A 13,699-nucleotide genomic window follows, 5' to 3' on the forward strand; every position below is an offset into this window, starting at 1 on the left:
CCGCCGCGTCGAGCGCGGCCGACCCCTCGGGCGTACGCAGGGCGGCCAGCTGATCCAGATCCATCCCGACATTGTCCCGGTGCCGTCCGCCCGGCCCCGGTCGACTCCGGTTGCGGCGGATCGCGGTGTCCGGCGCGGCGGATTGGCACTCTCCTTGACGGAGTGCTAGCCGAGGAATAACCTGCGATTAGCACTCTCACCCTGAGGGTGCCAACACCCGGGCCCTGGTGTCCGGGGGTTGAACGCCAGGCGGACCGGCACCCGCGACGACGGCCCCGCCCGGTGGCATGTGGCAGATTGACGCCGGTCGGCGCGCCGACCGGCAACGACACCAAGTACCCCAGGAGGGTATGCCCGTGACTACCGCGACCAAGGTTGCGATCAAGCCGCTCGAGGACCGCATCGTGGTCCAGGCGAACGAGGCCGAGACCACCACCGCCTCGGGCATCGTGATCCCCGACACCGCCAAGGAGAAGCCGCAGGAGGGCACCGTCCTCGCTGTCGGCCCGGGCCGGATCGACGACAAGGGCAACCGCGTGCCGATCGACGTCAAGGTCGGCGACACCGTCCTCTACTCGAAGTACGGCGGCACCGAGGTCAAGTACGCCGGCGAGGAGTACCTGGTGCTCTCCGCCCGTGACGTCCTCGCGGTCATCGAGAAGTAAGCAACCGATCAGTGTCGTTGCCCCGGTCCGGCTCGCCGGGCCGGGGCAACGACGCTTCGAAGGGATACAGATGGCGAAGATCCTGAGCTTCTCGGACGACGCCCGGCACCTGCTGGAGCACGGTGTCAACGCCCTCGCGGACGCGGTCAAGGTCACTCTCGGCCCGCGCGGGCGCAACGTCGTCCTGGACAAGAAGTTCGGTGTGCCCACGATCACCAATGACGGCGTGACGATCGCCAAGGAGATCGAGCTCACCAACCCGTACGAGAACCTCGGCGCGCAGCTGGTCAAGGAGGTGGCGACCAAGACCAACGACGTCGCCGGCGACGGGACCACCACCGCGACCGTACTGGCCCAGGCCATGGTCCGTGAGGGCCTGCGCAACGTGGCCGCCGGGGCCAACCCGACCGGCCTCAAGCGGGGCATCGACGCGGCGGCCGGCAAGGTCTCCGAGGCGCTGCTCGGGAAGGCCGTGGAGGTCTCCGGCAAGGAGTCGATCGCGCACGTCGCGACGATCTCCGCGCAGGACGCCACCATCGGCGAGCTGATCGCCGAGGCGATGGAGAAGGTCGGCCGCGACGGTGTCATCACCGTCGAGGAGGGCTCCGCCCTGACCACCGAGCTGGAGGTGACCGAGGGTCTCCAGTTCGACAAGGGCTTCATCTCGCCGAACTTCGTCACCGACGTGGAGGCGCAGGAGTCGGTCCTGGAGGACCCGTACATCCTGATCACCACCCAGAAGATCTCGGCGATCGAGGAGCTGCTGCCGCTGCTGGAGAAGGTCCTCCAGAACAACAAGCCGCTGCTGATCATCGCCGAGGACGTCGAGGGCCAGGCGCTGTCCACGCTGGTGGTCAACGCGATCCGCAAGACCGTCAAGGTCTGCGCGGTGAAGGCCCCCGGCTTCGGCGACCGCCGCAAGGCGATGCTCCAGGACATGGCGATCCAGACCGGCGCCGAGCTGGTCGCGCCCGAGCTGGGCTACCGGCTCGACCAGGTCGGCCTGGAGGTGCTCGGCAGCGCCCGCCGCGTGGTGGTGGACAAGGAGAACACCACCATCGTCGACGGTGGCGGGCAGGCCTCCGAGGTCGCCGACCGGGTCGCCCAGATCCGCAAGGAGATCGAGGCCTCGGACTCCGAGTGGGACCGGGAGAAGCTGGCCGAGCGGCTGGCGAAGCTCTCCGGCGGCGTGGCTGTGATCAAGGTCGGCGCGGCGACCGAGGTCGAGATGAAGGAGCGCAAGCACCGCATCGAGGACGCCATCGCGGCGACCAAGGCCGCGGTGGAGGAGGGTACGGTCCCGGGTGGCGGCGCCGCCCTGGCCCAGATCCTGCCCGTGCTCGCCGACGACCTGGGCCTCACCGGTGACGAGAAGGTCGGCGTCTCGATCGTGCGCAAGGCGCTCGTCGAGCCGCTGCGCTGGATCGCCCAGAACGCCGGCCACGACGGCTACGTGGTGGTGCAGAAGGTTGCCGGCCAGGAGTGGGGCAACGGCCTCAACGCGGCCACCGGCGAGTACGTCGACCTGGTCAAGTCCGGCATCATCGACCCGGTGAAGGTGACCCGCAACGCGGTCGCCAACGCCGCCTCGATCGCCGGCCTGCTGCTCACCACCGAGAGCCTGGTGGTGGAGAAGCCGGAGAAGGCCGAGCCGGCCGCCGCCGGTGGGCACGGCCACGGCCACGGTCACGGCCACCAGCACGGCCCGGGCTTCTGATCCGGCGTACGGCCTGAGGTCGGGGCGCACCGCCAGTTCGGCGGTGCGCCCCGACCCGTATCTGCTTACGGAACGCTGACATCGTTGGCGATCGGTCCGTTTGATCGACAACACTGGTCGGCGTGAGCAGTATGTCCCGCGGCTACGCCGCGCTGGCCGGGATCACCGCCGCCGCCGTGGCCGTCGGCGTCGCCGAACCGGTCGCCGTCCTCACCGGGCCCCGCTCCGCCCCGCTGATCGCGGTCGGCGGGCTGGTGGTCGACCTGGTGCCCGAGACGCTGAAACACCTCGCGATCTCGCTGTTCGGTACGCACGACAAGATCGCCCTGCTGGTCGGAACCGCGGTGCTGCTCGCCGCGATCGCCGCGCTGCTCGGCGTGCTCGCCGCCCGGCGGCTCCGGATCGGCCTGGCCGGCGTCGCCGCGTTCGGTGCCCTCGGGGTGGTCGCCGCCGTCACCCGGCCCGGCGCGGGGCCGGCCGCCGCGCTGCCCTCGCTCGTCGGGGCCGGCCTCGGCGCGCTGACCCTCTGGGCCTTCGTGGCCGGCCCGCTCGCCCCCGACCTCTGGTCCTGGTCCCCGCCGGCCGGCGCTCGGGCCACCGGACGTCCCGAAAAGCACGGTGCGGACGTCGACCCGGAGGAGCGGCGGCGGTTCCTGCGTGGCGTGGGCGCGCTGGCCGGCGCGGCGGTGGTGGCCGGGTTCGGCGGCCACTGGCTCGCCGGACGGCGGGGCGTCTCGGCGGCCCGGCAGGCGGTCACCCTGCCCACCCCGGCGGCGCCCGCGCCGGCGGTGCCGACCGGTGCGGACCTGTCCCTGACCCAGCTCGCCCCCTATGTCACCCCGAACAGCGGGTTCTACCGGATCGACACGGCGTTGGTGGTGCCGCAGGTGGACCCGACGACCTGGCGGCTACGGATCCACGGGCGGGTGCGCAACCCGATCGAGCTGACCTTCGACGAACTGCTCGCCCGGCCGATGGTCGAGCGGTACGTCACCCTCGCCTGCGTCTCCAACGAGGTGGGCGGGGACCTGATCGGCAACGCGCGCTGGCTGGGCGTACCGATCAAGGTGTTGCTGGACGAGGCGGACCCCGAGGAGGGCGCGGACCAGGTGGTCGGGCGCTCAGTGGACGGGTGGACCTGCGGCACCCCGACGGCCGTGCTGCGGGACGGGCGGGACGCGCTGCTCGCGGTCGGGATGAACGGTGAGCCGCTGCCCGTGGCGCACGGCTTCCCGGTGCGGATGGTGGTTCCCGGGCTCTACGGGTACGTCTCGGCGTGCAAGTGGGTGACCGAGCTGGAGCTGACCAGCTTCGCCGACTTCGACGCGTACTGGGTGCCGCGGGGGTGGTCCGCGCAGGGCCCGATCAAGACCGAGTCCCGGATCGACACGCCCCGCCCGCGCAACAAACCGACCGCCGGTCCGGTGACGGTCGCCGGGGTGGCCTGGGCACAGCACCGGGGCATCCGCAAGGTCGAGGTACGCGTCGACGGCGGCCCGTGGCGGGAGGCGACACTCGCCCCGACCGTCTCGCTGGACACCTGGGTGCAGTGGTCGTGGCGCTGGGACGCCACCCCGGGGGAGCACACCCTCCAGGTGCGCGCCACCGACGCCGACGGGGTGACGCAGACCGAGCAGCGACGGCCGGTCGCGCCGGACGGCGCCACCGGCTGGCACACCGTCAAGGTCACCGTGCGCTGACGCTGGCGGCCGGCCCGACATCGGCCGGCCGGTGGCGCCGACGGCCGGAACGGGGTCCTCCCCGGGGCGGCGGACAAGTTGTCCGCCGCCTAATGAGCTGATGTCGTGGACGACTCAGGCTCGCGGCGGCCGCGTGAGTCGCTGGTGATGTCAGCTCCAAAGCGGCGCGGAGGAGGCCGGCGGGCCGCCGGATCCGGGTTCGGCGGGGGTGGTCCGCGCAGCACACGACGCCGCGCCCGGAGCCCGGGCGCGGCGTCGGAAGGGTCGGTGCGGTCGGTCAGGCGATCTTGCGCTGGGCGGGCACGGCGGACTTGTGCGGCCGGCCGAGACGGGCCTCCAGCCGGGCGATGTCCACCCGGGTGTGCCGCCGGTCGGCGAGGTCCTCCCAGCCGAGGGCCAGCAGCCGGAGCCGCTCGGCCTCGCTGAAGCCGCCCCAGACGCCGTACGGCTCGCGGACCGAGAGGGCGTGCGCGGCGCATTCGGCCCGGACCGGGCAGGCTCGGCAGACCGCCTTGGCGCCGGACTCGCGGCGCAGCCGCGAGGAGCCCCGCTCGCCGTCCGGGTGGAAGAACTGGGCGCTGTCGCGCCCCCGGCAGGCACCGAGACGCTGCCAGTCCCAGAGATCGACGATGGGTCCAGGCAGTCTACGTACGTTCGACATCAGCACCCCTCCTCCCGCGCGGCACCGCGGAGAATCCTTCGTGGCCAGCTACCGGGCGGCGGTCCGCGCGGGACACCGTTTCCGGACTGGCCCCCTCGGTACCCGGGCAGTCCCGCGCTCACACCTCCCGTGATCGAAAACCTCGGACAATTGGCGGCATATGCCCCATCTGCCGGAAAAGTTCGGATGATTGCCCGGAACCTCCTCCCGAGCCCAGCCTGCCGTGGTCTGCTCTGAGGCGGAGAGGAGACCACTGTGCGTAGCGTTCTCGTGTGCGTTCGGACACCACTCGCAGCCCAGCACCTGACCTCCGCGGCGGCGCGGCTCGGGCTGTCCGGCGTCGTCCGGACCGCCGTCTCCGATCCCGAGGTGATGTTGCGGCTCGCCGAGCGTCCGGTCGACGTGGTGCTCGCCGACACCGCCCTCACCCGGCCGGACAGCGCGGGCTTCGTCCGCCGGGTGCTCGCCCGGGCACCCCAGGCCGCGGTCGTGCTGCTCGGTGCGGAGGAGTCCGAGGCGGCGGCGGCCACCATCAACGCCGGGGCCCGCGGCCTGATCCAGGGCGCCGACCACGACCTGACCAGCGCGGTGGCCAAGGCCCTGCTGCTGCTCTCCGCGCCCGGCCGGGCGGCCCGGCACCGGGTGACCGACCCGGCCCGGGACGCGGCCGCGGTCGGCGGAACAACCCGCGCGGGCGGGTCGAAGCGAACCCAGGGCGGCGCGACGGCGGCCTGGGCGGTGGCCCCGGGCGAGGGGCCGGGCGGGGTGCCGACCGTGGTGCCGGTGCAGCGCGGCGACGACCCGGCCGATCCGGCCGCCGGCGAGCCGGAGGCGACCCCGCCGGGCACCACCTCGCGCACGGGCGGGCGTACCTCCCGCAACGCGATCGGGCTGACCGAGCGGGAACTTCAGGTGCTGCTCGGGATGGCCGAGGGGAAGAGCAACGCGGAGATCGGGCGGGAGTTGTTCGTCTCGGAGGACACCGTCAAGACGCACGCCCGCCGGCTCTTCCGCAAGCTGGGGGCCCGGGACAGGGCGCACGCCGTCGCGGCGGGCTTCCGCGCCGGCCTGGTCGCCTGACCGGAGCCGGGCGGCCGGTCAGTCCTCGGCCGAGTCCTCGGTGCCCTCGGTCAGGGTGTCGTGCACGCCGTCGGCGTAGCCGCGGGCGTAGTCCCAGCTGACGTAGTGGTCCGGGTCCGGGTCGTAGGCCGGCTCGTGCACCCGGGGGCGACCGGAGTTGAGCAGGTGGCGCAGGTTGCCCCGGAGCAGATCCCAGTCGAAGTAGTGCGGCTCGCGGCAGTCCTCGCACTCGATGACCAGGCCACGCACCCCGATCGGCTGGAGCAGCGCCTGGTAGATCTCCAGGTCGGCGAGGTCCTCCAGGACGTCCTGCCGCTCGACCTCGGTCAGCGGGTCGAGCGGATCGTCCTCGCGCGGGTCGTGCAGGCCGGCAGCCGGATCGGCCGGGTCGCCGTTGAACGGGTCGATGGGCTCGTCGTGCACCCCCTCACCGTAGTCCCCGGCGGGCCGGAAAGCCCGCCTCAGGGGAGTCCCTGTGGCCCCGCCTACCCGTACCCGCCGCCGCCGGGGGCGGTGCAGCTCAATGGGTACGATGAAACGACACGCCGTGACCGCGGCGTGCCCCGGTGCCCGTGCGCGCCGCCTCGCTGAAGCCCGTCCGAACAGCTCAGGGGAGCAATCGTGGAGAATTCGCCCAGCATCGACCTTCCTGCCGGCGTCGACGGCGGCGAGTTGGGCGGGCATCTGCCCGAGCTGCCGGCCGGCTCGGCGCGGGTGGTGCCGCTCGGGCTGACCTTCGACGACGTGCTGCTCCAGCCCGGCGAGTCGGACGTCGTCCCGAGCCGGGTCAACACCCGCACCAAGCTCACCCGCACCATCGAGATCAACGTCCCGCTGCTGTCCAGCGCGATGGACACCGTCACCGAGGCGCGGATGGCGATCGCCATGGCCCGCCAGGGCGGCATCGGCGTGCTGCACCGCAACCTCTCCGTCGAGGACCAGGCACTCCAGGTCGACCTGGTGAAGCGCTCCGAGTCCGGCATGATCACCAACCCGGTGACCGCCAGCCCCGACGACACCCTGCGCGAGGTCGACGGGCTCTGCGGCCGCTACCGCATCTCCGGTGTCCCGGTGGTCGACGGTCAGGGCCAGCTGGTCGGCATCGTCACCAACCGTGACATGCGCTTCGTCTCGGACCCGGCCACCCCGGTGCGGGAGATCATGACCCGCACCCCGCTGGTCACCGCCCCGGTCGGGGTGAGCAAGGACGAGGCGCTCGCGCTGCTCCGGCAGCACAAGGTGGAGAAGCTGCCGATCGTCGACGCGACCGGCAAGCTGCGCGGGCTGATCACGGTCAAGGACTTCACCAAGAGCGAGCAGTACCCGAACGCCACCAAGGACTCCGCCGGCCGGCTCCGGGTGGCCGCCGCGATCGGCGTGGGCGAGGACGCGTACAAGCGGGCCCGCACCCTGGTCGACGCCGGCGTGGACATGCTGATCGTGGACACCGCGCACGGCCACCAGCGCGCGGTGCTGGAGATGGTCGGCCGGCTCAAGAAGGACGTCACCATCGACATCGTCGGCGGCAACGTGGCCACGTACGCCGGCGCGAAGGCGCTGGTCGACGCGGGCGCGGACGGCGTGAAGGTGGGCGTCGGCCCGGGCGCCATCTGCACCACCCGGATCGTGGCCGGGGTGGGCGTCCCGCAGATCACCGCGATCATGGAGGCCGCCCGGGCGGCCCGTCCGGCCGGCGTGCCGGTGATCGGCGACGGCGGCATCCAATACTCGGGCGACATCGCCAAGGCCCTGGTGGCCGGGGCCGACACGGTGATGCTCGGCAGCCTGCTGGCCGGCTGCGAGGAGAGCCCGGGCGAGCTGATCTTCATCAACGGCAAGCAGTACAAGGCCTACCGGGGGATGGGCTCGCTCGGCGCGATGCAGTCCCGCGGCCAGGCCAAGTCCTACTCCAAGGACCGCTACTTCCAGCAGGACGTGACCAGCGACGAGAAGCTGGTCCCGGAGGGCGTCGAGGGCCAGGTCCCCTACCGGGGGCCGCTCGTCCAGGTCGCCCACCAGCTCATCGGCGGCCTGCGGCTGGCGATGGGGTACGCCGGTGCCGAGAGCATCCCCGAGCTGCACCGGCGCGGCCAGCTCATCCGGATCACCGCGGCCGGCCTCAAGGAGAGCCACCCGCACGACATCCAGATGACCGTCGAGGCGCCCAACTACCACACCCGCTGACCTTCACCCCCAAACCACCTGGAGTCCCCCATGCGTGACGTGGTCGAGATCGGGCTGGGCAAGACCGCGCAGCGCGGTTACCACCTGGACGACATCGCCATCGTGCCGAGCCGGCGCACCCGGGACGTCGACGACGTCTCCACCGCGTGGCAGCTCGACGCGTACCAGTTCGGCATTCCCTGCGTCGGGCACCCGTCCGACGCCACCATGAGCCCCTCCTCGGCGGTGCGGCTCGGCCAGCTCGGCGGTCTCGGCGTGCTCAACGTCGAGGGCCTCTGGACCCGGTACGAGAACCCGACCAAGGTGCTGGAGGAGCTGGCCGGCCTGGACGAGGAGGCCAGGGCGACCAAGCGCCTCCAGGAGGTGTACGGCGAGCCGATCCGCCCCGACCTGATCGCCGAGCGGGTCCGCGAGCTGCGGGCCGGCGGCGGCACGGTGGCCGTCCGGGTCTCCCCGCAGCACACCCTCGCGCTCGCCCCGGTCATCCTCGACGCCGGCGTGGACATCCTGGTCATCCAGGGCACCATCGTCTCCGCCGAGCACGTCTCCACCACCGACGAGCCGCTGAACCTCAAGGAGTTCATCGCCGACCTCGACCTGCCGGTCATCGTCGGCGGCTGCACCGACTACAAGACCGCGCTGCACCTGATGCGCACCGGCGCGGCCGGCGTCATCGTCGGTATCGGCGGCGACGACTGGTCGACCACCGAGTCGGTGCTCGGCATCCGGGTGCCGATGGCCACCGCCATCGCCGACGCCGCCGCGGCCCGCCGCGACTACCTCGACGAGACCGGCGGCCGGTACGTGCACCTGATCGCCGACGGTGACATGCAGACCTCCGGCGACATCGCCAAGGCGCTCGGCTGCGGCGCGGACGCGGTGATGCTCGGCGAGCCGCTCTCGCTCTGCGAGGAGGCCCCGGCCGGCGGCGCCTGGTGGCATTCGGCGGCCAGTCACCCGTCGCTGCCGCGCGGCGCGTTCGAGGTGGCCGGCGAGCCGCTCGGCTCGATGGAGAAGCTGCTCTTCGGCCCGGCCGACGAGCCGGACGGCCAGCTCAACCTCTTCGGCGGCCTGCGCCGGGCGATGGCCAAGTGCGGCTACCGGGACCTCAAGGAGTTCCAGAAGGTCGGCCTGGTCCTGGACCGCTGACCGGAGGCGGCCGACGACCGACGGCGCGGGTGTGGAATCCGTCCCACCCGCGCCGTCGCGCGTCTAGGCTCGGCGGGTGACGCGGGGTCGACGGTGGCGCGCGGCGGCGCTGGCCGTCGCGCTGCTGCTCGGCGGCTGCACCGGGGACGACGGCCGGTTCCGTCCCGGCGCCGCCGACGCGGGCGACCCGTACGTGCCGGGCGCCGGCAACGGCGGCTACGACGTCGCCCACTACGCGCTGAAGATCCGGTACGACCCGGCCGGCGGCCGGCTCACCGGCCAGGCCACGGTCACCGCGACCGCCACCGCCGGGCTGTCCCGGTTCCACCTCGACCTCGCCGGCCTCACCGTCGACCGGGTACGCGTCGACGGCGCCCCGGCGAAGCACCGGCGCGACGGCGCCGAGCTGATCGTGACCCCGGCACGCGGCCTGCCGGCCGGGCAGCGGTTCACCGTCGAGGTCGCGTACGGCGGGGTGCCGCAGCCGCTGCCCAGCGCTGAGCTGGGGGACGGCGGCTTCCACGCCACCCGGGACGGCGCGATCGCGCTCGGCCAGCCGGAGTCGGCGAGTACCTGGTTCCCGGTCAACGACCACCCGTCCGACAAGGCGACCTACGAGCTGGCGGTGACCGTCCCGGATGGACTCGCCGCGCTCGCCAACGGGGTGCCGAAGGGGACGGAGAGCCGGGACGGCTGGACCACCTGGCGCTGGGCCGAGGGCACCCCGATGGCCAGCTACCTGACCACCCTGGTGATCGGCAACTACCGGGTCTCCACCGGCACGCACGCCGGGAAGCCCCTGGTCACCGCCGTCGCCGCCGGGCTGCCGGCGAACGGGCCGGCCGCCGCGTCGGTGGCGCGTACCGGCGAGATCGCCGACTTCCTGGCCGGCTGGTTCGGGCCGTACCCGTTCGACGCGTACGGCGGGATCGCCGTCTCCGACGAGCGCATCCGGTACGCGCTGGAGACCCAGACCCGCCCGGTCTACGGGCCGGGCTTCTTCCGGGGCGATAAGCCGAACACCGAGGTGGTCGCGCACGAGTTGGCCCACCAGTGGTTCGGTGACAGCGTCTCGCTGGCGCGGTGGAGCGACATCTGGCTCAACGAGGGCTTCGCCACGTACGCGGAATGGCTCTGGGCCGAGCACGACGGCGGCCGCAGCGTCGCGACGTCCTTCGCCGACGCCTACGCGGCGACCGACTGGACGAAGCCGTCGGTCGATCCGGGTCGGGCGGCGATGTTCGGCGACGCGGTCTACCAGCGCGGCGCGCTCGCGGTGCACGCGCTGCGCCGGGCGGTGGGCGACGAGACGTTCTTCCGGATCCTGCGCGGCTGGCTGGCCGAGCGGCGGAACGGCATCGCCACCACCGCCGACTTCGTCGGCTACGCCGAGCGGGTGGCCGGCCGTCCGCTCCGCCCGCTCCTCGACGCGTGGCTGGCCGGCGCGACCGCCCCGGCCCTGCCGTGACGCGGGCGTGATCGTCGGTCGGTAGGCTGCCGCGGGCGGAGCGGCCCGGGGAGGGATCGACACGATGACGCTGGCGCGGCTGGGTGCACGACGACGGCTCGCACTGCTGGTCACCGGCGCGCTGCTGCTCGCCGGCTGTGGGTCCGCCGACGTCGGATCGTCCGCCGCGACCTCCGCCCGGCCCACCCCGAGCGCCTCGCGGAGCTTCGGGCCCGGCGCGGCCGGCGCCGGCGATCCCTACTTCCCGAGCTACGGCAACGGCGGCTACGACGTCGCCCACTACACCGTGAAGGTCCGCTACGACCCGGCGACCGACAAGCTCAGCGGCACCACCTCGTTGCGCGCCACGGCCATGGCCAACCTCTCCACGTTCAACCTGGATCTGGCCGGGCTGACCGTCCGGTCGGTGACCGTGGACGGGGTCAGCGCTCGCCACGCGCGCACCGGCGACGAACTGGTCGTCACCCCGGCCGTCGGCCTGACCTCCGGCAACGGGTTCGTCGCGGAGATCCGGTACGACGGCGTGCCGGCCACGCTGCGCAACGAGGTGCTCGGCGAGGGCGGTTGGCTGCACACCTCCGACGGGGCCATCGCGCTCGGCCAGCCGGAATCGGCGAGCACCTGGTTCCCGGTCAACGACCACCCCTCCGACAAGGCCACCTACGACTTCGAGATCACGGTGCCGAAGGAGCTCACTGCGGTCAGCAACGGTGTCCCGAAGGGACGGTCGGTGCGCGGCGACTGGGCCACCTTCGTCTGGTCCGAGGGCGCGCCGATGGCCAGCTACCTGACCACCGTGGTGATCGGGAAGTTCCGGGTCACCACCGGCGAGCACAAGGGGCGGCCGGTGTACAGCGCGGTCACCACGAAGGTGGCCGGCGGTGCCCCGGACCGGTCGGTCGCGCGGACCGTCGAGGTCGCCGACTACCTGGAGAGCGTCTTCGGGCCGTACCCGTTCGACGCGTACGGCGGGGTGGTGGTCGCCGACGACCGGATCCGGTACGCGCTGGAGACGCAGAGCCGCCCGGTCTATTCGGCCGGGTTCTTCCGGCAGGGCGACAACACCGGGGTGATCGCGCACGAGCTGGCCCATCAGTGGTTCGGTGACAGCGTGTCGCTGGCGAAGTGGCAGGACATCTGGCTGAACGAGGGCCTGGCCACCTACGCCGAGTGGCTCTGGGCCGAGCACACCGGTGAGTTGACGGTGCAGCGCACCTTCGAGCAGAAGTACGCGAACGCGTCCGGCCAGCTCTGGCGTACCCCGCCGGGCAAGCCGGGGACGGCGAACCTGTTCGGCCGGTCGGTCTACGAGCGCGGCGGGATGACCGTGCACGCCCTCCGGGTGGCCGTCGGCGACACCGCCTTCTTCACCATCCTGCGCACCTGGGCGACGGAGAAGAAGAACGGCAACGGCACCACGGCCGAGTTCGTCGCCCTCGCCGAGCGGATCTCCCACAAGAAGCTCGGCAAGCTCTTCGACGCCTGGCTCTACGGCACCGAACGGCCCCCCGCCCCGAAGCCGCGGTAAAAGGGGCCCTTCTTACCAACTGCTCAGGTCTTCACCTTGAGCGACGGGTGGTCGGTGAGGAAGGGATCGGCGGTGCCGGCGCGTAGCGCCGCGAGGAACTGCCGGCCCACCGGGCGGAGCTGTTCGCCCCGGTACGACCCGCCGCTGCCCACCGCGTCGCCGGGGAGCGCGACCAGGACGAAGCCAGCCGCGGGCACCCCGCCGAGGGCGTACGCGAAGTCGACCAGCCGCCGCCCGCCGCCGACGTACACCAGGGTCTGGCCGAGCGCGTCGACCACCTGCTGGACCCGGTCCGGGTCCCGGGCCAGGCCCTGGTCGAGGATCTTCCGGGCCAGGGCGCGGATGAGCTGTTGCTGGTGCCGCTGCCGGGTGTAGTCCCCGCCGGCGGTGTACCGCTGCCGGGCGTAGTCCAGCGCCTGCCAGCCGTTCAGGTGCCGGTTGCCCTGCTGGTAGACCATCTGCGGCCCCACGTAGGTGCTGCCGACCCGGTCCCGGTACCTCCCGTCGGGCCGGCGGTGGATCGACGCGACCCGCTGGTCGACGTAGAGGTCCACGCCGCCGAGGGCGGTCACCAGCTTGTCGAAGCCGGTGAAGGTGATCACCGCGCCCGCGTCGATGCGCAGCCCGGTGTACCGACTGACCGTGCCGCGCAGCAGCTCGTACCCCTGGGCGGTGCTGGGGTGCAGCTTGTCCCCGGGCACCCGGCTGCCGTAGCTCATCGCGTGGGTGAGCTTGGTCCGGCCGCCCGGGTAGCCGGACTTCGGGTAGGCCGGGATGTCGACCACCAGGTCACGGGGGAGGGAGAAGAGGTACGCCCGGCCCAGCCCGGCCGGCACGTGCAGGACCAGTACGGCGTCGGCGTGCGGCTCCCAGCCCGGCACGCTGACCCGGGTGTCCACGCCGACCAGCAGCAGGTTGAGCGGACCGCGGATGTCGGCGCCCGGCGGTGGGGTGGGGCTGGCCGGGGCCGGGGTCGACGGGCCGGCCGACGGGGTCGGCGTGGGCGTGGGCGTGGCGGAGCCGGCGATCGGGGCGGGCGACGGGCGGGAGACCAGCCGGGCGGTCACCACCGCGCCGGCGGCAACCACCAGTACGGCCACCAGCGCCAGCCCCAGCACCCACCGTCGTCGCATCGTTTTCTCCTTCCCGTACCCACTCGACGCGCGAGGCGTACCGCGGGTTGCGGCGCTGGGAATCCCGACCTATCGAGCGTTCTGCATGATCGGCGAAAAACTCGCGCTGGCGCTACAGCTACCCGTCGGTAATGATTCGTTCATGCGGTACGACGTGGTCGTCATCGGGTCCGGCTTCGGTGGCAGCGTCACCGCGCTCCGGCTGGCCGAGAAGGGCTACTCGGTCGGTGTCCTGGAGGCCGGCCGGCGCTTCGCCGACGACGAGTTCCCGGAGACCTCCTGGCGGGCCCGGCGCTTCCTCTGGGCTCCGAAGCTCGGCTGCTACGGACTGCAACGGATCACCCTGCTCCGCTCGGCCGACCGGAAGGCCGGCGGCGGAGTGCTGGTGCTCTCCGGGGCCGGGGTGGGCGGCGG

12 protein-coding genes are annotated in these 13,699 nt (G+C 72.8%); 9 read left to right on the forward strand and 3 right to left on the reverse strand.

Annotation, left to right across the window (positions count from 1 at the left end):
- Window positions 1–350: 350 nt before the first annotated feature.
- The 3 genes from groES to ONA70_RS27670 all read left to right on the forward strand — a co-directional run bounded on the left by groES (window position 351) and on the right by ONA70_RS27670 (window position 4,082).
- The gene (gene groES / locus ONA70_RS27660) at window positions 351–665 is read left to right on the forward strand and encodes a co-chaperone GroES (protein WP_018222648.1); all 315 of its coding nucleotides are present in this window, start codon (window positions 351–353) and stop codon (window positions 663–665) included.
- 70 nt (window positions 666–735) lie between these two features.
- A complete protein-coding gene (groL, locus tag ONA70_RS27665; RefSeq protein WP_265009424.1) occupies window positions 736–2,382 on the forward strand; it encodes a chaperonin GroEL in 1,647 nt (548 codons plus the stop codon).
- 131 nt (window positions 2,383–2,513) lie between these two features.
- Window positions 2,514–4,082, forward strand: a complete 1,569-nt coding sequence (locus ONA70_RS27670) for a molybdopterin-dependent oxidoreductase (RefSeq protein WP_406601250.1) — start codon at window positions 2,514–2,516, stop codon at window positions 4,080–4,082.
- Window positions 4,083–4,359: 277 nt separating this feature from the next.
- Here the strand turns inward: ONA70_RS27670 and ONA70_RS27675 are convergent, their stop codons facing one another.
- A complete protein-coding gene (locus ONA70_RS27675; RefSeq protein ID WP_265009426.1) occupies window positions 4,360–4,743 on the reverse strand; it encodes a WhiB family transcriptional regulator in 384 nt (127 codons plus the stop codon).
- 255 nt (window positions 4,744–4,998) lie between these two features.
- Here ONA70_RS27675 and ONA70_RS27680 point away from each other — a divergent pair, with 255 nt between their 5' ends.
- Window positions 4,999–5,823, forward strand: coding sequence for a helix-turn-helix transcriptional regulator (locus ONA70_RS27680; RefSeq protein ID WP_265009427.1), 825 nt, complete (start codon window positions 4,999–5,001; stop codon window positions 5,821–5,823).
- An 18-nt stretch (window positions 5,824–5,841) separates the two neighbouring features.
- Here the strand turns inward: ONA70_RS27680 and ONA70_RS27685 are convergent, their stop codons facing one another.
- The gene (locus tag ONA70_RS27685) at window positions 5,842–6,246 is read right to left on the reverse strand and encodes a DUF5319 domain-containing protein (protein WP_265009428.1); all 405 of its coding nucleotides are present in this window, start codon (window positions 6,244–6,246) and stop codon (window positions 5,842–5,844) included.
- Between the two features lie 198 nt (window positions 6,247–6,444).
- Between ONA70_RS27685 and guaB the strand changes: the two genes are divergently transcribed.
- The 4 genes from guaB (at window position 6,445) to ONA70_RS27705 (ending at window position 12,152) form a co-directional block, all read left to right on the forward strand.
- The gene (gene guaB / locus ONA70_RS27690; protein ID WP_265009429.1) at window positions 6,445–8,007 is read left to right on the forward strand and encodes an IMP dehydrogenase; all 1,563 of its coding nucleotides are present in this window, start codon (window positions 6,445–6,447) and stop codon (window positions 8,005–8,007) included.
- A gap of 30 nt (window positions 8,008–8,037) precedes the next feature.
- Window positions 8,038–9,156: a GuaB3 family IMP dehydrogenase-related protein gene (locus ONA70_RS27695; protein ID WP_265009430.1), complete on the forward strand. Its 1,119-nt coding sequence runs from the start codon at window positions 8,038–8,040 to the stop codon at window positions 9,154–9,156.
- A 76-nt stretch (window positions 9,157–9,232) separates the two neighbouring features.
- A complete protein-coding gene (locus ONA70_RS27700) occupies window positions 9,233–10,624 on the forward strand; it encodes a M1 family metallopeptidase (RefSeq protein ID WP_265009431.1) in 1,392 nt (463 codons plus the stop codon).
- Between the two features lie 70 nt (window positions 10,625–10,694).
- On the forward strand, window positions 10,695–12,152 hold the full coding sequence (locus ONA70_RS27705) for a M1 family metallopeptidase (protein ID WP_265009434.1): 1,458 nt from the start codon (window positions 10,695–10,697) through the stop codon (window positions 12,150–12,152).
- Between the two features lie 23 nt (window positions 12,153–12,175).
- Here ONA70_RS27705 and ONA70_RS27710 read toward each other — a convergent pair whose 3' ends face one another.
- Entirely contained in the window at window positions 12,176–13,285 is a 1,110-nt protein-coding gene (locus ONA70_RS27710; RefSeq protein WP_265009432.1) for an LCP family protein, read from the reverse strand.
- 142 nt (window positions 13,286–13,427) lie between these two features.
- Here ONA70_RS27710 and ONA70_RS27715 point away from each other — a divergent pair.
- Window positions 13,428–13,699 (forward strand): FAD-dependent oxidoreductase (locus ONA70_RS27715; RefSeq protein WP_265009433.1); only part of this gene is annotated, 272 nt, incomplete at its 3' end.

Origin of the sequence: Micromonospora yasonensis, assembly GCF_026013475.1 — a bacterium.
Taxonomy (GTDB): domain Bacteria; phylum Actinomycetota; class Actinomycetes; order Mycobacteriales; family Micromonosporaceae; genus Micromonospora; species Micromonospora yasonensis.

Excerpts from the sequence above, each read along its gene's own strand:
- groES (WP_018222648.1), top strand. The coding sequence starts at position 351 with ATGCCCGTGACTACCGCGACCAAGGTTGCGATCAAGCCGCTCGAGGAC.
- groL (WP_265009424.1), top strand. The coding sequence starts at position 736 with ATGGCGAAGATCCTGAGCTTCTCGGACGACGCCCGGCACCTGCTGGAG.
- ONA70_RS27670 (WP_406601250.1), top strand. The coding sequence starts at position 2,514 with ATGTCCCGCGGCTACGCCGCGCTGGCCGGGATCACCGCCGCCGCCGTG.
- ONA70_RS27675 (WP_265009426.1), bottom strand. The coding sequence starts at position 4,743 with ATGTCGAACGTACGTAGACTGCCTGGACCCATCGTCGATCTCTGGGAC.
- ONA70_RS27695 (WP_265009430.1), top strand. The coding sequence starts at position 8,038 with ATGCGTGACGTGGTCGAGATCGGGCTGGGCAAGACCGCGCAGCGCGGT.
- ONA70_RS27710 (WP_265009432.1), bottom strand. The coding sequence starts at position 13,285 with ATGCGACGACGGTGGGTGCTGGGGCTGGCGCTGGTGGCCGTACTGGTG.